Source organism: Hoeflea sp. TYP-13, from assembly GCF_040932035.1.
GTDB lineage: Bacteria > Pseudomonadota > Alphaproteobacteria > Rhizobiales > Rhizobiaceae > Hoeflea_A.
This window is the reverse complement of record NZ_JBFRBB010000001.1, coordinates 842529-862824: the sequence shown is the minus strand read 5'-3', so window position 1 is coordinate 862824 and position 20296 is coordinate 842529. Positions and strand designations below refer to the sequence as shown.

Genomic DNA, 20296 nt, shown 5'->3' with positions numbered 1-20296 from the left:
CTGTCCCGGTGCGCCGCAACGCGCACCGGGCGAAAGCTGTAAATGCCCATGAACGATATCTGGCAGACCATTGAACTGTCCTTAGGCGATCTGAAACTGGTGGTCTTGCCCGGTATCGGCGGCAGGCTTTGGGACGTTGTTTATTCCGGTCGCTCACTGCTATTCCAGAATCCGGATCTTGCCGAACAGATCCCAAAACTGAAACGCCTGACCGATCTGCCGACGAAATCACCGCAGTTCAAGTTCCCGCTCTGGGGCGGAGAGAAAACCTGGATCGCGCCGGACAGCGCATGGGTCAATGGCGCGCCCTTTCCAGTCCTGGATTCAGCCCCCTACAGAATAACCGCCAGAGACGGGCGGCAAGTGACCATGCAAAGTGAGGTCTGCCCGCTGACAGGGCTCGAGATCGAAAGACGCATCACCCTGAACTCTTCAACCAATTGGAACCTGCAACACGAAGTGCGCAACTGCGGGACCGCCGAGCGCCTGACGGGAATTTGGTCGGTGCTGATGCTCAACCACCCGACACGGATTGGTCTAGAAATCGGCCAGAATGCAGACATCAGATCCGTGTTCGGGAACGCTGACGGATTCAGCAAAAAGCGCGCACCCTTTGCGATCTTCAACTGCAACGAGGCAAAAGAGTTCAAAGTGGGTATGAACAATTCCGCCGGCAGAGTGTTCATGGCACTCGCGCACACAGAAAACCCGGCCTGGATCGTGTGTACAACTCCGGCTCCCGCCAAAGGTGATAGATTTGCACATGGTCACGAATTCGAAGTCTTCAACTCCGGTGATTATTTCTATTGCGAAGCCGAATGGCATGCGCCGGCGAAGGATCTGAAGCCCGGTGAAAGCACCGGATTCATGCAGAACTTTAAAATCTGGTCGGGATCAGATGGGCGCCCTGGAGAAGATTTTACACCCGCGGAACAGGAGCTGCTGAGATGCATGTCCTAGTCACCGGCGCAGGCGGGCACCTCGGCCGAAAACTTTTCGATTTTCTGGAAACCCGGCCGGAATTCACGGTCAGCGGACTGGACATCCGCCCGGTCGATCACCCGCAAATTCACATGGCCGACTTTGGCGGCGCCCCCGCCTGGGCAGAGCATTTTGAGGATGTTGACGTCATCGTTCATCTCGCAGGAGACCGGGAGCCCGCAGCCTCATGGGAGTCAAGCATCCGGAACAACATGGACGCCACGCTTGCCCTCTACCATCATGCAGCGGCAAGAGGCGTTTCGCGCGTCGTACTGGCGAGCTCGAACTGGATTCATGGCGATAAAAGGTTCACCGACGATCAACTGAACGGCCAAACGCCGCCCGGGCCGGTTAATGCCTACGGAATGTCAAAACTGTTTTGCGAAAGAACCGGCGAATATTTTGCGAAATGCAGAGGCCTTTCGGTCATTTGCCTGCGCATCGGCTGGACACAATGGACGCACGACAACCAACCGGGTCCCCACATGGCGATGGGTCAATGGGGCCAGGAAATGTGGTTGAGCGACCGGGATTACCTCAAAGGCGTTCTGGCGGCCATCACGGCCCGGGACGTCAACTTCGCCGCCGTGAATCTGATGTCCAACAACCGCGGCATGCGGTGGGACATTTCCGAAACAAAACAGCTGATCGGATTTGAACCGGAAGACGGCGGTTCCCCTTCACTCAATCTGCAGATCCGGATCAAATCCTGGCTTTGCAAGGTGGCAACGTTTTCCCTGCCCCGCGCATTTAGCCGCGTTTTTCCTGACTGGTAGTTCGGTGGACTTGGGAAATGGCAGCGGATAGGCACGCATTCCTCGAAACCGTTCGATTTGCCGGGAACATATATTTACACGCACAGCTTGGATGTTACGGGTTCTGCCGGCCACGGTGGGCGCTAACTCAGGCCAGATTGCTCTGAAACAATGCGTCGATCTTCCTGCGTTCGACACTCAGCGCACCGTCAGTACTGCATCGTTGCCGGGTAAACGGTGAATTTTGCATATTTGTCTTTTGAAAACAAAAAATAGGTGAAACCCTGATCCATCAGACAGTTTCGCCATATCAAAATGTACCGTCAATTGTGATTGCTGGACAACAGTTACGGACAGCGATGAATGAAATGCCGTTGAATAATCAACAATATCAGCGATTTGAGAAAATAGTGATCAACCACCGGATCAGGATACTCGGCACGCAAACAAACCGAACAAGGCGTTTGCCACTCTCATTTTGGCAATCCAGTCCTATTGCCTGTGAAGGATTGAATTTCGAGGTGCGCCAACAGACGTTCGGCCGGAGATGAAGCAGTTTTTTTCTTGAGCATCGATTCCGGTCTTACCTGTTCCTCACACCTTGCCTGCTTCAGGTAGACACATGCGATACATCCCGGTCCGGTGAATAGATGTCCAGAATATTCCAGTGGCCGGTGGTCGGTGTCGGATTGTTGATCATCGGCACATCGAGCACGGTCGGCTTGCCGCCGGCGATCGCCGCCTGCAAGGCCGGCAGCAGCTCATCGGCGGACGATATTCGGATGCCTTCGGCACCGTAGGCGTGGGCTATCTCGGCATAGCCGGGACCATTTGTCGGCGCGTCGGGTGAACCTGGAAACGTGGTGCCGTAGGTAAGACCGTAATGGGCCTTCTGCAGGCCGGCGATCGTCCCGAACGCGTTGTTGTTCATGACCAGCCAGACGATGGCGAGGCCGCGCTCCACTGCGGTTGCCAGCATCGAAGGATTCTGACCGAAGCCGCCGTCGCCGACGAGGCTGATGACAACGCGGTCAGGGGCTGCGAGTTTGGCACCGATCGCACCCGGAGGGCCGAAACCCATGGTGGCAAATCCGCCCGGCGTCAGGATCGAACCCGGCGTCAGGACATCGAATTGTTGTCCGACGCCATTCTTGTTCCATCCGACATCGGTCGTGATGATCGCGTCATCCGGCAGTGCCTTGCGGGTATCGGCAAGAATGCGTTCCGGCATCATCGGAAAGGCCGAAGATGTCGCCATCTCGCGGTTGCCTGATTTGAACTCTTCACGGAAGGCGGCAATCTTCTGTTCCAGCGCCGGCTTCCGAAACCCATCGGGGTAAACTTCCCTTGCCACCCGATTCAGAACCTGCAAGGCCGACTTCAGGTCGGCAACAACACCGATCTCGGTGGGATAGTTGCGGCCGATTTCCGACGGCTCGATGTCGAGGTGAATGACCTTCGTACCGGGAATGTTGAAGGTGTAGCCCGGATACCAGCTCGAGCAGTCCGCTTCCTTGAAACGGGTGCCGACGGCAAACAGCCAGTCGGCTTCGAGACAGCTTTGATTGACGAGATCCGTGCCCCAGAAACCGGTCATGCCGAGGACCAGCGGATGGTCGTCGCGCAGACAGCCCTTGCCCATGAGCGAATGGGCAACCGGTAATCCCATATGTTCTGCGAACGCACGCAATTCCTCGGACGCCCGGGCAAGCAGAACGCCACCGCCGGCGTAGACCACCGGGTGCTCGGCTTCGGCAAGCGCTGTGACGATCTTTCTTGCGGTTTCATCATCGATCGACGGCTTGACCAGTGCCCGCGTGTTGGTGGCGACCCGGTCGAAACTGTCCGACGGGATGCGCGCGGAAAAAATATCCATCGGAACGTTCACCAACACCGGTCCCGGCTGACCGCTTTCGGCGAGCTGGAATGCCTTTTCGAGGATTTCCGCCATCAGATCGGCCCGGTCCACGCGCCAGGCGCGCTTGACAAAGGGACGATAAATCTCCCACTGCGCGGCGTCCGCATGCAGGTTAACCTCCTGATGCGGGTGCTTGCCGTAATAATGGGAAGGGATGTCGCCGGCAATCACCACCATCGGGATACAGTCGAGTGCGGCATTGGCAACGCCCGTGGCGCAGTTCGTAAGGCCTGGCGACAGGTGCGACAGCACGACGGATGCCCTGCCCTGCACGCGTGCATAGGCATCTGCCGCGTGGCTGGCGATCTGCTCGTGACGGACCGTCACGAAGTCGATCGGGCTGTCTGCCATGGCCGCCAGAACGGCAATGTTGGTGTGGCCGCAAAGCCCGAAGACGTGCTCAACACCGCGCTGTTCGAGATAATCGACCAGGTGTTCGGCAACGGTCCTGTCAGCTGTGTCCTTCATTACGCAACCTCCCGCCCGAAGAATTCGCCGAAGAGTTCTTCATCGGAAGGCCGGTCTTCGGGAATCGGCCTGCTGACCCATGTGTAGTTCATGAAATGCTTGAGATTGACGTTTTCGTTGGTGATGTTGCCGCCCCAGATCCCGCAGCCCAGGGAGGATGTCATGGGCATGCCGTTGGTGAAGCTGCCGGCATTGGCTTTCGATTGCGGCTGGCGCACCATCATGCGGCTGACCGGGGCGACACGTGCGAGGGCATCGATGTGATCGTCATTGTGGCTGTAGATGCCGCAGGAGTGTCCCTTGCCGCCGACACTGTAAATGGCCCGCACCGTGTCGAGAGCCTCGTCAAAAGTCTCGAAGTGATAAAGCGCCATCAGTGTCGTCAGCTTTTCCTTGCAGAACTGGTGCTCGGGGCCGATCTGACCCTGGTTGTCGACCATCAGAAACTTGCGATCATCGGGAATAGAGAATCCGGCAACTTCGGCCGTTTGTTGGGGACGACAGGCGATGGTTGGAAAGGTCCGGTTACCCTTTTCGTCCCACATGGCGTTCTTGAGCATCTCTTTTTCTTCAGCACTGCAGAGATAGCCGCCCTCGGCTTGCAGCGCCGCCACCATCTGATCGTACACGGATTTCTGGATGATAATGTTGCCGTCCGCCGAACAGCCCGAACCGAAATCGGACGTCTTCGACATGCGCGAGTTGGCCGCGGCGATCTCGATGTCGGCCGTTTCGTCAATGACGATGGAGGAATTGCCGGCGCCGACACCATAGGCGGGCCGGCCAGACGAATAGGCCGCCTTTACCATCGGCTTGCCACCGGTGGCCAGCGTCAGGTCGCAGATTGCCATGAGATGCTGGGTCAGAGGAATGGACGGTTTGCGGACAGCCTGGAACAGGTCTTCAGGCGCTCCAACGGCGCGGCAGGCCGCGCGCATGACTTCAACCATCTCGAAAGTGGTGGCCGCGGAACGCGGATGCGGCGAAAAGATTACGGCGTCGCGGGCCTTGGCGGCATAGATTCCGGTGACCGGCGGCGTCAGCGCCGGATTGGTCATCGGGATCAGCGAAGCAATGACGCCCGCCGGCTTGGCATATTTGACGATGCCCTTGTTCTCGTTCACCTCGACGATGCCAGTCGATTTCTGGCGCAGCGCGTCCCGGAGCACGCCGTAAATCTTGAATCGCTTTGCTGGCCGGCCCTCCCGGTCACCAATTCCGCTTTCGTCGACACCCATCTGTGCCAGCCTGGTGAAGGTTGCTTCGTTGCCGGCATACCAGCCGATGGCCTGCGCCAGCCGGTCCAGGTTCTCCTGGCTCCAGTCCTCGATTTCCGCCATTGCAGCGCGGGCGCGTGTCAGCATATCGGCGGCAAATTGGCGTTCTTCCTCAGTCAGTTCTCTGGCCATGCTTTTCCTCAATTGAATGTTGTGATCAAGCCGCGATCTGGCTGATCTCGCGTCGTTTCGATCGGACGGATCCGAATGTTTTCTTGGCGTGGTTCAGGCAACGGCGCGCATGCTCCTCGAAACCGAGTTCCGCCAGGCGGCTCTGATTGGGCAGTTCGATGGAATAGTCGACTGGAGGAATGCGCTCGATAATGCCGGTGAAATCGATCCACCCCTCGCCGGGGTAAAGCCGCGCATCGCGCGCCAGCTGGATCATGCCTTCCCGGGTATCGGCAATGCCCGGCAGACAATCTGAAATGTGCAGAAAGTGGAGAAGCTCGGGCGGAACATGCAGCAATTCGCCGATGTCCACGCGGCTGAGATGGAGATAAAGCGTGTCGACAAGAATTCCCGCATTCGGGCGGTCCGCGGCACGTACAATATCCAACGCTTCGTCCAGGGTACGCAACCGCGAAAATGACGGAAACTCCAGATCCACCGTCAAACCGTACGGTGCGGCCAGATCGCAGGTTTCGGCATAGACATCGACCAGAAAGTTGCGGTCGTCCCGGGAATTGGTCCACGCACTCATGATCATGCGTTCAGCGCCAAGGTTCCCGCCCAGTTCCAGTGCCGGCGCGAAGCTGCGCGGATCGCAATCCTCCGTGATGCGCGCCAGCTCGATATCGAGCACCTTCAGGCCGGTCGTTTCGAGCGCTGTCCTGGTTGCCTGCACCTGTGATTTGTCAATCGGCGACTGGCTGAATTCCCCCGGTACATTCATCGGAATGAAACGGGGACTCACTGCGTCATATCCGGCGCGCGCGGCAATGTAGACAAGTTCGGGCGGGGTGCATCCGATCAGGGTCAGGTGTGCCAGCGAATAAAGCGGCTGATCACCATGCTCTGATCGGCTGTTGAGCATTTCTGAATCCCCTGGCAAAAGGCCGGATATTATCCATATCAACTTATAAAATAAAAAATATCAGATATTATTAAAAACATCAACCCGGAATCTTGCGGGCGGCCTCAAACCGGCAACCAGTGCAGACGGAATAAAGTGAATATTTGTGGGACAGATTGGATGGCAGACCGTTAGACGGCAACCCATGCACCGCCGCCATTGTGCGATCGCACCGTCGCTTCGATGAAGCGGACTCCCCTGGCGCCGTCGGCAACACGTGGCATGCCGAGCCAGTCGTCAGGAACAGACAGTCCATCGCGCCTCGCCGCGACAGCCAGAGCGAACTCGGTGTAAAGATTGGCCCAGGCTTCAATGATCCCTTCCGGAAAACCCCTGGCGGTCTGTACCAGGCGTTCCGTTCGCGCCGATACGCCGTGCCCGTGGCCGCGGCTGATGATCCGGTCGGCTTCGCCAAAACGGTTGAATTTGAGGACTTCGGACTTTTCGAGGTCCCATTCCAGCCCGCCTTCGGATCCGAACACCCGCAATCGAAGCCCGCCGCGGTTTCCCGGCGCCAGACGCGTCGCCATCAGCGTTCCCGGCACGTCGCCTTCATACCGCGTCATCATGAACACAGTATCCTCAAGGGGTTTCGGCGCCCCGCAGACATGCATTTCGGCACGAAGATGGGTCATGGCAAGACCCGATACGAAGCTCGCCAAATGAGCCGCATGGGTGCCTATGTCACCGGTACAACTCGTGCGCCCGGACTTTGACGGATCAAGCCGCCATTTGACATGCGGCGCGTCAGCAACTGAATCGGGAATCATCCAGTCCTGCATGAACTCGACATGGATCTGGTTGATCCGTCCGATCTGTCCGTCCGCCACGATCTCACGGGCCTGCCGGATCATCGGGAAGCAGGACATGGTGTAGGATACACCGAAGACGCGACCGGTCTCGCCCGCCAGCAGAACCAGTTCCTTGGCTTCTGACATCTCATTGGTCAGCGGTTTGTCGCACAGCACATCGATGCCGGCGTTCAGAAATGCCTTGGCCGCGGCGTGGTGAAGATGGTTTGGGGTTGTGATCATGACCGCGTCAACGCCATCCGGCCGCGCGGCTTCGGCTATGGCCATTTCCTCAAACGACGCGTAGCACCTGTCTTGCGGAAGATACCGTTCGGCACCCCTCGCCTTCGCCTGCCCCGGATCTGACGACAGTGCGCCTGCAACCACATCCCACCGGTCGGTCAGGCGTGCAGCGGTTGCCTGCATGCCGGAAATGCGACCGCCACCGACGATCCCGAGCCGCAGACGCCGAGAAATGCGTGGAAACGGTCCGTCAAAAAAAAGCATTTCGGGAAGCAGTGTGCCGGTCATTTTCAAACTCCCTGCGGTGGCATCGCACCATCCGGCAACATCTCCACTGCCATGAAGATGCTTGGCGTTATGGTCTCGAACTGGTGCCACGGATAATTGCCGTTCGCGTCATACATCGGGCGGTGGGTCGCACCCGGCGCCATCGGCTCCTCCAGATAGAGTGTGTCAACGTCGCGTTCACGGCATTGCTGCATCTTGCCGAAACCGACAATTTGAGTATGCACCTCGCGGAAGCCGGGTACCGGGCAAAATGCGTGGTCGCGGTGCAGTCCGACGTTCAACGGTACCGATCCCGAATGGTAGAAGGTGAAACCGTACTTGCCGATCCACACCTTTGGCGACATGTAGTGGCTGACGCCGCGCAACCGTTCCTCGCCGCGCACCTTAAAAGCTGACGGCCAGGTTTCCCTGACCCGTTGAAACAGCGCGTCCTCGTCCTCGTAATCGGCAATCCGCTCTATCACAACCGCATGATCGACCGGCTCGATAACCGTATCGACAATGATAGCAGACTGCAGATGCGCCAGTGTCTGCTTTTGCACGGCGATCGGGGATTCCGACAGATTGAGGACGATGGTTTTGCCGGTTATCGGATGGCTTTTTACGTTTTCGATCACCCTGACGGAAAAAAACGGTTCGGCGATATCAAGGCTCTGGACGGGCATGATTCTCAGCTTTTGTCGTGGGAAAAATCTGCGGCAGCGGCTCAGGCACTGCACAGCGGCTTGATATTTGTGCAAACCGGCCGGCTCCATGGCTGTCGAGAATGCCGGTCATGACTTCAAGCACGTGATACGCCAGTTCACCGGAAGCACGCGGCGGACGGTTCTCGTGTATGGCATAGGCCATGTCGACAAGGCCGATGCCACGGTTGTCTTCATTCAGCCCGTGGCCGTTTTCGGCGACCTGCCAGCTCTCCCGCCCGGTGGCCCGCGGTTTGTGGGACCAGCGAGAGGTCTCGCGGGTGCGGTACAACACTTCACCTTCAAAAACATTCGCGCCATGCACTGGATCAGGATCCGGAATGCATATCGTGCCGTTTTCTCCATAAATCTCCAGGCGGGGCATTTCGCTGTCCCAGATGTCGAAGCTCATAGTGATCGATCCGATGGCGCCGGAGGCGAATTCCAGCATGCCCTGCACATGCGTGTCGACGTCGACCTGCATCCATTCGCCGTTTCGTGGCCCGTTTTCGATCATGCGCTTGTCGAATGCGCGGTTCGACATACCGGCCACCCGGGTGATCGGGCCAAGGAAAAAAACCATGGCGGTCAGATAATACGGTCCCAGGTCAAACATCGGGCCGCCGCCGTTGCGATAGTAAAAATCCGGATTCGGGTGATGGCGTTCGGTGCCGTGCGACCCGACGAATGCTGCTACGCCAGTGGGTCTGCCGATTGCTCCGGTGTCGAGGAGCTTGCGCACTGTCTGCCAACGGCCGCCAAGAAACGTGTCGGGCGCATTGCCGACCATGAGACCCTTTTCAGCCGCCTTTTGCAGCACCAACCGCCCGTCACTCATATCGGATACAAACGGCTTTTCTGAATAAACATGCTTGCCTGATTCAAGCGACTTAAGGCTGATCTCGGCATGCGCGGTGGGAATTGTCAGGTTCAGGACGCAATCGATATCCGGATCTGCGAAAATGTCCTGCGGTGTGCAGGCCTTCGGAATGTTGTACTGCACCGCCTTCAATCGGCTTTCTTCCATGTCCAGGCTGGCGCAGGCGGTGATCCTGACGGCGTCGTACCTGGCAAGGGTGGTGAAATAGATGTCGCTGATACGGCCGCAGCCGATAACGCCTATTCTCAGCGGCTGCATATTATGCTCCACAAGCTGCAGAAGATCCCCTCAATCGACCCGATCGGCCTGATAAAACGGCAGGAATGATGGCGGCATCGGTCCCTTGTTCCGCCCACCCTGTTGCATCTGCTCCCATCCGTGAGCGAGGATTCCAACCGAGCGCGACAGACAGAAGAGACCGCGCGACAGGGGCGCCGGAAAACCCAGTTCACAAAAGATCACCGCCGTGGCCCCGTCGATATTCATGGCGATCGGCGTGCCCCTTTGGCGGCCAATTTCCGCTTGTACCGCTTCTCCGATGTCAGCAAATCGTCCCGATACCGTACCGGCATCCGCGGCTTGGCGCACCAATGCCATCAAGCGCGGTGCCCGCGGATCGACCGGCTTGTGAAACCGGTGTCCGAAGCCGGAAACGATCTTGCCGTGAACCTCGCGCCAGGCAGCAAGCGCATCCGCAACCGCTTCGTTCAGTTGCTGGCCCTGGCCGATGCGGCCGTCTATATCGAAATAAAGCTCAGCGCATTGCTCCCCTGCACCGCCGTGCACATCGCCGAGCATGTTGACGCCGGTCGCCATGACATTGTTCAAACCCACGCCACAGGTGGCTGCCATTCGGGCGGCCGCAATGGACGGGGCCTGCGGCCCATGGTCGACACCCGCAACCAGCGCGCATTCCAGCAGGTCGGCCTGTTCCCTGCTCGGCAGATCACCACACACCATCAACCAGATCATCTGGGTAAAACCGACGTTTCCGATCAGCTCTTCGATCGGTGAACCGCGAAACGCTATGCGGCCGGGTTTCATGTCGATGATGGAAGTCCGCCACCAGTTGCGAATGGCAGCCGTGTCGTCGCCGTCGGTCATGTCTTTAGCCTGTATTGTTGATGGTGCATCTGCGCTGCCAGCCGTATCGGTGCGTTGCGCGCGCCGTAGCCCTGGTAACCCTTGCGTCGCTCGACGATCTCGAAGAAGAATCCTTCGAAAATCGGCGCGCTGTAGATCTGGAGATATTCAGCAGATCCGTCGCGATCATATAAAATATTGCCTGCTTCCAAGCGCGATACGAACGCGTCATCGAGACCGAAGGTCGCCTGCAGGTCGACATAGTAGTTGGGTGAGATCGCCAGCCGTTCAAAACCGGTTGCCGCAAGTTGATCCGATGTCTCGAAGATGTTGTCGGTCAGGAACGCGATGTGCTGGACTCCGGCTCCGAAGCGATCTGCCAGGAAAGCGCCCGCAAAGGTCCGTCGCTCGCCAGCCCCGTTGAGATTGAGCCGCACCTCGCCTTCGGGACTGGCGATCGCCTGGCTCAGCACGATACCGGACGGATCAGCAACATCGACCACCGAGCTTTTCCGCATCTCGAAGGTCGATGTGTAATAGGTCAGCCAGCTTTGCATCTCCTGGTACCGCATCGTCTGGGCAACATGGTCGATGCGCCTGAGGCCCGCCGGCTGAACGGCTTCGGCCTTCGGCACCACGTCGAATTCGATGTCCCACACACGGTGCAGGTCCGACTTCTCATCGATGAAATGGACAACACTTCCCCCGACGCCCTTGATCGCCGGTATATCGAGTTCGCCGGTGCCGACCGGCTGCGAAAACTGCGGCGTGCCGAGCGCGGTCGCGCGGGCGACCGTCTGGCCGGCGTCCTTCACCCTTAGACCCATGTCGCACACCGATGGACCGTGGTTCGCGAATGCTTCGGCGGCGAATCCCTCGGTTTCCGTGTTGACCACCAGGTTGATGGCGCCCTGACGCCAAAGCTCCACCGATTTAGCGATATGCTTCCGCTCCATTCTGAAATGCATCGCGCCGAGCATGTCTTTCAGCCTAGCTCCGGATTCCGCGTCGGCGGCAAACTCTATGAATTCAAATCCCGTGGGGTAGACACGCGGCGGAAGGTCCGGCACCGGGGCCGGTAGGGCGGGCTCCTGAGCGGACACCTCATCAAGCACGGTCACCAGAGCCCGGTAGCCGTCACGGGCGAATGTGCCTCCGCCTATCTGCGCACTGTCGTGAATGCGTGCCAGGGACCAGGGTCCCTTGTACCCGGCTTTGGCAAGGACGCGGACAAACCCGCCGAGGTTCAGCCCTCCTTGACCCGGCAGCATTCCAAACAAGCGTTTCAGTTTACGGATATCAAAATCAAGCGCTGGCGCATCCGACAGCTGCACGTGGAAAATCCGCGCGCCCGGAATATCCCTCAGCCTGGCGGGCATTGAACCGTCCGCGAGCGAAAAGAAGCTGTTGACGGCAATTCCAAGATGCGGGCTGTCCACCTGTTCGACAAGATTCAGCACCTGCATCTCCGTCTGGATGTGCCTTGCCCACGGCAGCGCGATCACAGCCGCCCGGATCTGCCGCTTGCCGACGCGATCCGCCAGCTCCGCAAGGTCTGTAAGGATGGGTCCCCGTTCGCCGCTGGCATCGGGATGGGTCGACGTGCCGACGAGGAGCGTGGTTGCGCCCACTTCCTGCATCAAATCGAGTTTTCGTTCCAGCCGGTCGAAGGCCCGATCGCGCGAGGTGCCGGCCAATCCCTCAAAATCGTGGAACGGCTGAAACAGGTCGATCGTCAGGTTGAACTCTCTTGCCAGTTTGCCCACATCTGCCGGGCAGTGCGCGCACCCGGTCAGGTCCGGTTCGTAGAGTTCGATGCCGTGAAAGCCTGCCCCGGCGATTGTCTCAAGCTTGGTCGGCAGGTCGCCGGGAACAGAGGTGGTCGCGATTGTCAGCCGCATCAACCCTGATATCCGAATACTCGCGGCAGCCAGAGAACCACATCCGGCACGAGGATCAGGAACAGCAGAGCCGCGATCAGAACGCCGAGAAATGCCCACACCTCGCCGATGATTTCCTTCAGCGGAATGCCCGTCACGGCATTGATCACAAAAAGCAGGATGCCGTAGGGAGGCGTGATGAGCCCGATCATCGAGTTGACGACCACCAGTACGCCGAAATGCACCAGATCGATCCCCAATTCCTTGCAGGCGGGAATGAACAGCGGAACGATCACCAGGATGATCGTTGTTGCGTCCAGCACACAGCCCAGGACCAGGACCAGCAGGTTGACGCCCAGCAGGAAGACCAGCGGATGTACATCAATGCCCACCAGGGCATCTGACATCATGCCCGGGATGTTCTCTGACACGACGATGAAATTCAGGATCAGCGCCCCGCCGATGACCACGCCGACCGCCGCCGAAGAACGGGCGCTTTCCACGAGGATCTTGTAGAGAGACTTGACCGACAAGGCACGGTAGAACACCGCAGCCAGCAAGAGCGCATAAAATGCGGCCACGGCAGCGGCCTCGGTTGGGGTCGTCACGCCACCGTAAATTCCGTAGAGCAGAATAACCGGCATCAGCAGTGCCGGAAAGGCATTGGCGGTGATCCTGGGCAGTTCAACAAGCGGCACCGGATCTTCCATCGCGAAGCCGCGCTTGGTCGAGATGTATGTGTTCATACCCATCAGCACACCTCCCATGACCAGTCCGGGCAAGATGCCGGCAAGGAAAAGGGCGCCGATTGAACTGTTCGATACCAGCGCATATAGCACCATCGGGATCGACGGCGGAATGATCGGACCGATTGTGGCGGTGGCTGCTGTAATCGCAGCCGCATAGCCGCGGCTATAGCGGTTGTCTTTGGTCATCATCTCGATGATGATCTTGCCGATACCCGCGGCATCAGCCACGGCCGAACCCGACATTCCGGAAAAGATAAGCGAGGCAACGACGTTGACGTGACCGAGTCCGCCCCTGAAGCGGCCGACTGCGGCGACGCAGAAATTCAGCAGCCGGTCCGAGATCGTTCCGGCATTCATGATGTTGGCGGCGACGATGAACAGCGGCACGGCGAGCAGAACGAAGCTCTTGTAAAGACCCTGCAGGATTTTTTCGCCCGCAAGAGCCACATCCAGTCCGGCAAGACCCAGATAGACCACCGAGGCTAGGATAATCGAGTATCCGATAGGCGTGCCGATGCCGGCCAGCGCAAACAGGGTGAAGAGGCAGGCAGCCAGTTCAATGCTCATACCACATCCTCCCCGTGGCGCAGAGCCGGCGGTTCGGATTCATGCCCCGGGATTTCGTGGTCTTCGTCGGGCGGGCCATTGCGGAAAACGTCGATGAACCGCCAGGCATAGCGAACAATCAGTGCGACCATGAAGATCGCGTAAATCGAGAAGATCGTCCGCATGGGGATCTTGACGCCGGTGAACGGGTTCACGATCGTCGTGGTCTTTCGAATCTTCATCCAGTCGATGTAATCCCAGGTGGGCAACAGCGCCCAACCCATGCCGATCACGATCGCCGCCGCGGAAATCAACGCGAGCATTTGTCGAATGCGACGCGGTGCGGCAAGATAGAATATGTCGAATGTCACGTGATCTCTTTCGCGAACCATGAATGCGCAACCGAAAAAGACGATCCAGACCCAGAGGGTCAGGCACAGCTCCAGCGTCCATCCGAAAGGCGTCAAGAGGACGTAACGCGAGAAAATCTGCAAGAGAAATGTGATGAACATCGCCGCCAACATGGCGGCGGCGATGAACTCTACGCCACGTGTAAACCATTTGATTGGTCCAGTCATCTGGCCCTCCCGTGGCTGGTTTTCTAGAGCTTATTTGCCGAGCGCGTTAATCTTTTCCAACGCGCCATCAGGCCAGGACTGGGCAAACTCGCTTTCGAGGTACATCGACTGCACCTGATCGCGAAACGCGGCCAGATCGGGCTCATAAATCGCCAATCCCTGCTTTTCGAGGAAAGCGACAAGGTCGGCCTCCTTTTGGAGCTGCTTCTGTCGACCGGATTCTGCCGCCGCATCTGCGGCTTTCTGCACGGTGGCCTGCTGCTCAGGCGTCAAGCTGTCCCATACCGCTTTTGAAAAAGCGATATAGTTGAGATCGACGAGATGCGAGGTCAGTACGATCTGATTGGTCACCTCGTAGAATTTTGCGTCCACGACGGTTGGAAGCGGATTATCCTGACCGTCAACGGCTCCGGTGGAAAGTGCGGTATAGACCTCGGCAAATGCCATCGGGGTGGGTGACGCTCCAAGTGCCTTGCCGAGGAACTGCCAGGAGTCGGTACCGGGCATGCGCAGGTTCACACCGGCAAGATCGGCCGGCGTTTTAACGTCCAATTCGTCCTTGGACTGCCGCAGGTTCACCTGCCGGCGGCCAAGATACATGACCGAAAGAAGCTTCACGCCCAGTTCGTCTTCCACCTTCTGCTTGAAGGGATCCATCAAGGGATCGTTGAAGACCGCAACCTGGTGTGCAGCATCCTGATGAACATAGCCGGCGGTAAAGATTGAGAACTCGGGGAAGAACTGTGCCAGTTCCTGCGCCGATGCGATCGACATCTCAAGATTACCGCGGCTAATGGCTTCCAGCTCGGTCCCTTGCGCAAACAGGGTGCCATTATAGCCTGGCTCGTAGTCGGCAAAATCGGCGACCATCGGACCGAAAACCTCGGCCATGGCGACCGAGCGTGCGTCGGTTTCAGAGCCGGACGTGGCCAGGCGCAGCTTGATCTTGTCTGCCGCAAGTGTTGGCATTGCCATCGTCGCTGCAATGCCGGTTGCAGTTATCGCCGATAAGATTGCGCGGCGTGTGACGTTTAAGAACATTCCTTTTCCTCCCATGGATCGGACGTCGTATTGAGGTCTTTTCAACTATTGACAGATTTTATCTAATTTGCAAGATATTTTAGAAAATATCTGATATTTTTAAACTCCGCCTGATTAAATCAATATAGCCTTTCGATCAGACTCGACTTGCGAATCCGTATTTTTCATCGGGTTGATTTCAATGGGATTTCCCGTTTCGGCGGCGCGCTGGACTGCCTCAACAATCTGCAGCGACCGCAATCCGTCCAGGCCCGAAACAAGTGGGGCTTCCTGTCCCAAAATCACATTCGAAAAATGTGCCGCCTGTACCGACAGCGGATCGCCCGTCCCGGCAACAAGGGTTTTGGCTGAGATGGGCGACCACCAGTCCGGCTCGTTTTCATGGCTCCAGACCCGCAAGTCCGGGATAGAGAGCGAACCGCGCGATCCGCCAACCAGGTAGCAGCTCTCATTGGTGGCCGGATAGGCAGGATTTTCCCGCGCCGTCAGTTCCCAGCTCCATGGCGCAACAATTGTGTCGGCAACCGAAATTGTCGCGACAACACCTGATTTGAACGTCAGCAAGGCTGCCGCAAGATCTTCATTTTCAAACCCGCGCGCCGACGGAACGGATTGTGCCTGAACGCGCGCAACTTCTCCACAGAAATGACGAAGCAGGTCGGCGTCATGCACCAGATTGACCGAAACGGGTCCGGCGCCCTTGCGCATGCGCCAGGGCGCTGCCTCAAAATAGTGGTCGGGTTTGTAGAACCAGCATGTGGCCTGTATCGCCCTCAGTTCACCGATGGCGCCGGCTGCGATGGCGGACTTTGCCGCGCGAACCATGCCGTTGTGCCGTCGGTGATGGCCGACGAGCAACGGGACCTGCGCGGCTTCTGCCGCATCGACCAGCACCCTGGCTTCTTGCGCGGTGACCGCAATTGGCTTTTCGACCAGCAAAGGGCACTTCATTTCGATGCAGGTGAGCCCCTGCTCCACATGCAGAGGCGTTGGCGTCGCAAGAATAACCCCGTCCACTTCAGTCCTGTCGAACATCTCATCCAGCGTGGCGAAACACGGAGCGCCCATGGCAGTCGCCGATGCGCGCGCTTCGTCATCCGGCTCAACGATCGCTGCCAACCGAAGGTCCGGCAGGCGCCGGATTGATTCAGCATGGCGTTTGCCAACCAGACCAAAGCCAACAACAGCGATGCGTGTGACGTCAGGCATGGAACATGCTCTCCCCGTTCTCGTTCGTGTTCGTCAGGTGGCACAACGTATATTTTTTATCTGAGTTTATCAATATCATCTGATATTTTTATGATATGCAGATTTATATTTCTTTTTTGGAGAAGGCCGTATATGTTTGAATTTCATGACAATGGCGGAAAAATCAGACGGCAGAAACCATGGACAAGACAGGCAACACGGTCGGCTCTTCGACCTATCAGCGCATCAAGCGGGACATCATTTTCGGCAATCTCGCACCCGCATCGAAGCTGAAACTCGATGCATTGCGCGAACGCTATTCGGCCAGCATGTCAACGCTGCGGGAGACGCTCAGCCGCCTTTCGAGTGAAGGATTTGTTTCTTCAGAAGAACAGCGCGGTTTTTTTGTCACGGCCGTATCTCAGAAAGATCTGATCGAGATTTCCAACCTGCGGATCCTCCTGGAATGTCACGCGGCAAGGCTTTCAATCCAGAACGGCGACACTGACTGGGAGGGCAACCTAGTGGCTGCGCATCACAAACTGCATTTGATGGAACAGCGCATGCTTGCAGGCGACACCTCTTTAAAAGAAGACTGGAAGCGCTATGACTGGGAGTTTCATCTCGCCATGATCGAGGCCTGCGGGTCCGGCAATCTTCTATCGCTGCATTCAATCCTTTACGACAAGTACCTCAGATACCAGATGCTGGTGCTGACCTATCGCGGTCAGGAAGCTGTAGACGAACATCGGGAAATGTTCGAAGCCGCGCTCGCCCGCCAGGCCGACAAGGCTGCAGAAATCCTTCAAATACATATCGAAAAAGGCCTGGAGCACACACTGGCGGCCATGTGATCGCCCGGGCGATGGCCCCACTCACTGACACGCCTGGCGTCATTTAAGCCCCACTTCCCGGCACTCCCACAGACAATATGTGGACAATCGGCATTGTTACACAAACACCTGGTGTGTGGCTGGCTCTGGACAACAGAGCGTTAGGGCAACGCAGATACGTCACACCGTTTTGCTCTAACAAAAGTACCGTCAACAGAATTTGACGGGCAGCTGTCGTGGTGTTGGCAATGCAGGGGAGTTTCGCAGCACTGCCCTTCGAGCGCAGATTTCAGGGCGGATAGGTCCTTGATTTGTTGACGGATTTATCTTCGACAACTCGCGCATACCGTCGGAAAAACCGCCAACTTCTTAAGCTGTCGAATTTGAGGGTTTTTTTCTCAGAATCGTAATTTCAATTTTGTGGATAATTGGCCGACCCTCCAAGGAATACAACCAGGCGCGGCGTGTGCGGAGCGTTCGGCTCACAAAATGCGCACTGAGGCAGACTTCCATACCGACAATCCAACGCGGTAGTCCCTCGAAAGCCGCCTTCAATGCAAACCGCTTGATCTTCTTGCGCAAGGCAAACCAGCCCCTTCATCGAAGCTGACCAGATGGAATGTGTCTTTGCCAATGTCGATGCCGACCGACATCAACGTATTTATGGTGCTCTTCGCCCGGCGTTTTCCAACCTGTGTGATTTTGAAACCGCGAAATCTGAAAGCGCGGGACATGACCCGTTGGATAAACAGGCAGCAGCATTTCTCGCGTGGATGCCGTGGCTCCAGCCAATTGTCGTCCAGCCGGTTCACACCAAGCGAAGGGAAACCACATGGCGCAGACAGTTCAGGTTAAGCAGACAAAATCAACAGCCGGTAATAAACACCCGGTAGTCCCGGCCACTGAGACATTTGAAGGTACCTGGCCGTTCCGTGCCCGCTAAACAGATGTGGCCGGCTTCAAGATGCACTACATCGATGAGGGCATCGGGCCGGACACACTGTTGCTTCTTCATGGTGAACCGACCTGGGGTTACCTGTTCCGTCAGCAGATCTCCCATTGGTCAAGAAACACACGCGTTATCGCACCGGACCATATGGGGTTTGGCCAGAGCGCGACGCCGCAAGACAGAACCTATTGGCTGCAGGATCACATCGACAATATGGAAACATTTGTTCTGGACCTGGACCTGCGCGATGTCACGCTCATCATGCATGACTTTGGCGGTCCCGTCGGCATGGGCCTGGCAGCCCGACAACCGGACCGGATCAGGCGGATCACCTCGGCGAACGGGCCGACTCCACTCGGCCAGTCCGACCTTATTGACCGGATATCAGCAAATGCCGGCGTCTCACCCTGGTTCCGATGGATTGTGAAGGCTGAAGAAAATGGCAGTCTCGAAGAGGTGCTGGGTCACCTCGACTACAACATTCTCTCCACGATGAAGCTGAATGGTTTCGTGCGCAACGATATCGTGACCGACACTTGGATCCGGGCCTACAGCCTACCGTTTCCCACTGCGGTTGAGGCAGCAGGTGCAATCAGCTGGGCAAAGGGCTTTGCCATCGGGGCCCATGAATTTGAGGTGCCGGCTCCCGCCGCAAAGGCAGCCATTTTGGAAAAACCGGCCCTGGCCATATGGGGCGCGCAAGACCATACGCTGCATCCGGAACATTTCCTGCCCCTGTTCAGTCAGCTCTTTCCGACAGCTCCAATCAAGATCATTCCGGAGGCCGGACATTACAGCACGGAAGACGCACCTGATGAGGTGACGCGGCTGGTTGACGATTTCCTGATGACAACATCATGATGGAGCCGGACCAGGAACCATTTCAGGATATCCTGCCGCATGCCGGCATCAAACTGCTGCAAATTGGCCGCCGCCTTTCAAGTTGCCGGATCGCGAAGCTGCGCCGGGGTCAGTCCAAGCTGGCGGCGAAGCGTTGTTGTCATGTGACTTTGCGAGGAAAAGCCCGATGTGTACGCAATCTCGGCGATCGGGAGGTCCGTGCTCACCAAAAGCCGCCGGGCCTGGTTGATACGGCGATTGAGGACAAACTTGTGAGGAGGCTCGCCGACTTTTGCCTTGAACGACCTTGCAAACCGATGGGTAACGACACCGCACAGACGGGCAAGGTTCTCGATCGCAAGGTCTGAATCGAGATTGGCATCAATAAAGGTGAGAACGGATTCCAGCAGCGCATCATCGAGTATCTGGCCCCGCCCCGAACGTGCGTGCGTTTGCGGAAGCCGCATCATGTCGACCAGCAGAACCATACAAAGCGCCCGCAAATAGTCCTTCGATATATCCCCGCGCAACATGTGACGCCGTATTCTTTGCGCCAGCTCGGTGGTCAGCACCTTCGGCCCATCAATGATGACGCGTGGTTCCAGAATGTCGGGTGAAACCTGAAGAGCAGCTGCAACATCCTGCCGGATGGAATCAAAATCAAACACAAAAACCAGAACTTCGGGTGCCGAAGTGGATTCTCCGCGTATCGGGAAACCGGGCGGTGCGACGATAAACTCATAGGCGCGCCGTTCATAGCGCCGGAGCCGGTCGCCGGCCAGGGAACTGTGGCCCTCGTCGGAATCAAAGCTGATGCTGGCAAAACACTTGGACAGGCGAACATTGATGCGGCGAGAACCGGCTTCCACCAGTTCCACGAAAAAATTGCCCAGATCGACCCGCTTGCCCCAACACGGCAATTCGCCACGCGGCGGAGCCATGATGTTCATCGTCTGATTCATACTGTTGGACATGAATTACAAGCACCTCAACCTGTAAATATTAATGTCAAACCACATCAAAAATGCAAACTGGGTAACAAGCCGTTCCGCTGAAGTCGCGCTCGACCAGACAAGGTAAAACGACGGACCCGCGCTCCGTTTCATGTGGCGGATTGACCGTCCCACCTATCCAAGTTGCCATGCTCACCTAACCCAAAGACGCCACACCAAATCACCCTTTTGATTTGGTCGGCGCCTGTGTTTGTTGTATTTTTGAAAAGATTTACTTCCGTAGGCGCACAAATCTTG

17 protein-coding genes and 1 pseudogene are annotated in these 20296 nt (G+C 57.4%); 4 read left to right on the top strand and 14 right to left on the bottom strand.

The window, feature by feature from the left end; genetic code table 11:
* Positions 1-42: 42 nt before the first annotated feature.
* Both ABVT35_RS03985 and ABVT35_RS03980 read left to right on the top strand, forming a co-directional pair.
* Positions 43-960, top strand: a complete 918-nt coding sequence (locus tag ABVT35_RS03985) for a hypothetical protein (protein WP_368464982.1) — start codon at positions 43-45, stop codon at positions 958-960.
* Positions 948-1757, top strand: coding sequence for an NAD-dependent epimerase/dehydratase family protein (locus ABVT35_RS03980; protein ID WP_368464981.1), 810 nt, complete (start codon positions 948-950; stop codon positions 1755-1757). Before ABVT35_RS03985 ends, ABVT35_RS03980 begins: the two co-directional genes overlap by 13 nt.
* 589 nt (positions 1758-2346) lie before the next feature.
* On the opposite strand, the gene ABVT35_RS03975 is transcribed toward ABVT35_RS03980, so the two are convergent.
* From ABVT35_RS03975 to ABVT35_RS03920, 12 genes are all read right to left on the bottom strand, one after another.
* Positions 2347-4122, bottom strand: coding sequence for a thiamine pyrophosphate-binding protein (locus tag ABVT35_RS03975; protein ID WP_368464980.1), 1776 nt, complete (start codon positions 4120-4122; stop codon positions 2347-2349).
* The gene (locus ABVT35_RS03970) at positions 4122-5531 is read right to left on the bottom strand and encodes an aldehyde dehydrogenase family protein (RefSeq protein ID WP_368464979.1); all 1410 of its coding nucleotides are present in this window, start codon (positions 5529-5531) and stop codon (positions 4122-4124) included. The genes ABVT35_RS03975 and ABVT35_RS03970 overlap by 1 nt, the downstream gene beginning before the upstream one ends.
* A 25-nt stretch (positions 5532-5556) precedes the next feature.
* Positions 5557-6435, bottom strand: a complete 879-nt coding sequence (locus ABVT35_RS03965) for a sugar phosphate isomerase/epimerase family protein (RefSeq protein WP_368464978.1) — start codon at positions 6433-6435, stop codon at positions 5557-5559.
* A gap of 170 nt (positions 6436-6605) precedes the next feature.
* Positions 6606-7796 (bottom strand): Gfo/Idh/MocA family protein, encoded by a 1191-nt coding sequence (locus ABVT35_RS03960; RefSeq protein ID WP_368464977.1) that lies wholly within the window; start codon positions 7794-7796, stop codon positions 6606-6608.
* Positions 7797-7798: 2 nt separating this feature from the next.
* On the bottom strand, positions 7799-8461 hold the full coding sequence (locus tag ABVT35_RS03955) for a hypothetical protein (protein WP_368464976.1): 663 nt from the start codon (positions 8459-8461) through the stop codon (positions 7799-7801).
* Entirely contained in the window at positions 8442-9617 is a 1176-nt protein-coding gene (locus ABVT35_RS03950; protein WP_368464975.1) for a Gfo/Idh/MocA family protein, read from the bottom strand. The genes ABVT35_RS03955 and ABVT35_RS03950 overlap by 20 nt, the downstream gene beginning before the upstream one ends.
* A gap of 30 nt (positions 9618-9647) precedes the next feature.
* Complete coding sequence (locus ABVT35_RS03945; RefSeq protein WP_368464974.1) at positions 9648-10463, bottom strand: citryl-CoA lyase; 816 nt, start codon at positions 10461-10463, stop codon at positions 9648-9650.
* Positions 10460-12343, bottom strand: coding sequence for a bifunctional sugar phosphate isomerase/epimerase/4-hydroxyphenylpyruvate dioxygenase family protein (locus tag ABVT35_RS03940; RefSeq protein ID WP_368464973.1), 1884 nt, complete (start codon positions 12341-12343; stop codon positions 10460-10462). Before ABVT35_RS03940 ends, ABVT35_RS03945 begins: the two co-directional genes overlap by 4 nt.
* Positions 12343-13638 carry a TRAP transporter large permease gene (locus ABVT35_RS03935; RefSeq protein WP_368464972.1) on the bottom strand — a complete coding sequence of 432 codons (1296 nt, stop codon included), beginning with the start codon at positions 13636-13638 and terminating at the stop codon, positions 12343-12345. The genes ABVT35_RS03940 and ABVT35_RS03935 overlap by 1 nt, the downstream gene beginning before the upstream one ends.
* Complete coding sequence (locus tag ABVT35_RS03930) at positions 13635-14195, bottom strand: TRAP transporter small permease (protein ID WP_368464971.1); 561 nt, start codon at positions 14193-14195, stop codon at positions 13635-13637. Before ABVT35_RS03930 ends, ABVT35_RS03935 begins: the two co-directional genes overlap by 4 nt.
* A gap of 30 nt (positions 14196-14225) precedes the next feature.
* Positions 14226-15236 carry a TRAP transporter substrate-binding protein DctP gene (gene dctP, locus ABVT35_RS03925; protein ID WP_368464970.1) on the bottom strand — a complete coding sequence of 337 codons (1011 nt, stop codon included), beginning with the start codon at positions 15234-15236 and terminating at the stop codon, positions 14226-14228.
* 114 nt (positions 15237-15350) lie between these two features.
* Positions 15351-16445 (bottom strand): Gfo/Idh/MocA family protein, encoded by a 1095-nt coding sequence (locus ABVT35_RS03920; protein WP_368464969.1) that lies wholly within the window; start codon positions 16443-16445, stop codon positions 15351-15353.
* A 179-nt stretch (positions 16446-16624) separates the two neighbouring features.
* Between ABVT35_RS03920 and ABVT35_RS03915 the strand changes: the two genes are divergently transcribed.
* The gene (locus ABVT35_RS03915) at positions 16625-17278 is read left to right on the top strand and encodes a GntR family transcriptional regulator (RefSeq protein ID WP_368464968.1); all 654 of its coding nucleotides are present in this window, start codon (positions 16625-16627) and stop codon (positions 17276-17278) included.
* A gap of 447 nt (positions 17279-17725) precedes the next feature.
* Here the strand turns inward: ABVT35_RS03915 and ABVT35_RS03910 are convergent.
* A pseudogene (locus tag ABVT35_RS03910) lies at positions 17726-17910 on the bottom strand (IS110 family transposase); the annotation flags it as partial.
* Positions 17911-18221: 311 nt separating this feature from the next.
* Here ABVT35_RS03910 and ABVT35_RS03905 point away from each other — a divergent pair.
* Positions 18222-19067 (top strand): alpha/beta fold hydrolase, encoded by an 846-nt coding sequence (locus tag ABVT35_RS03905; protein ID WP_368464967.1) that lies wholly within the window; start codon positions 18222-18224, stop codon positions 19065-19067.
* 77 nt (positions 19068-19144) lie between these two features.
* On the opposite strand, the gene ABVT35_RS03900 is transcribed toward ABVT35_RS03905, so the two are convergent.
* Positions 19145-20020, bottom strand: coding sequence for a helix-turn-helix domain-containing protein (locus ABVT35_RS03900; protein WP_368464966.1), 876 nt, complete (start codon positions 20018-20020; stop codon positions 19145-19147).
* Between the last annotated feature and the right edge of the window lie 276 nt (positions 20021-20296).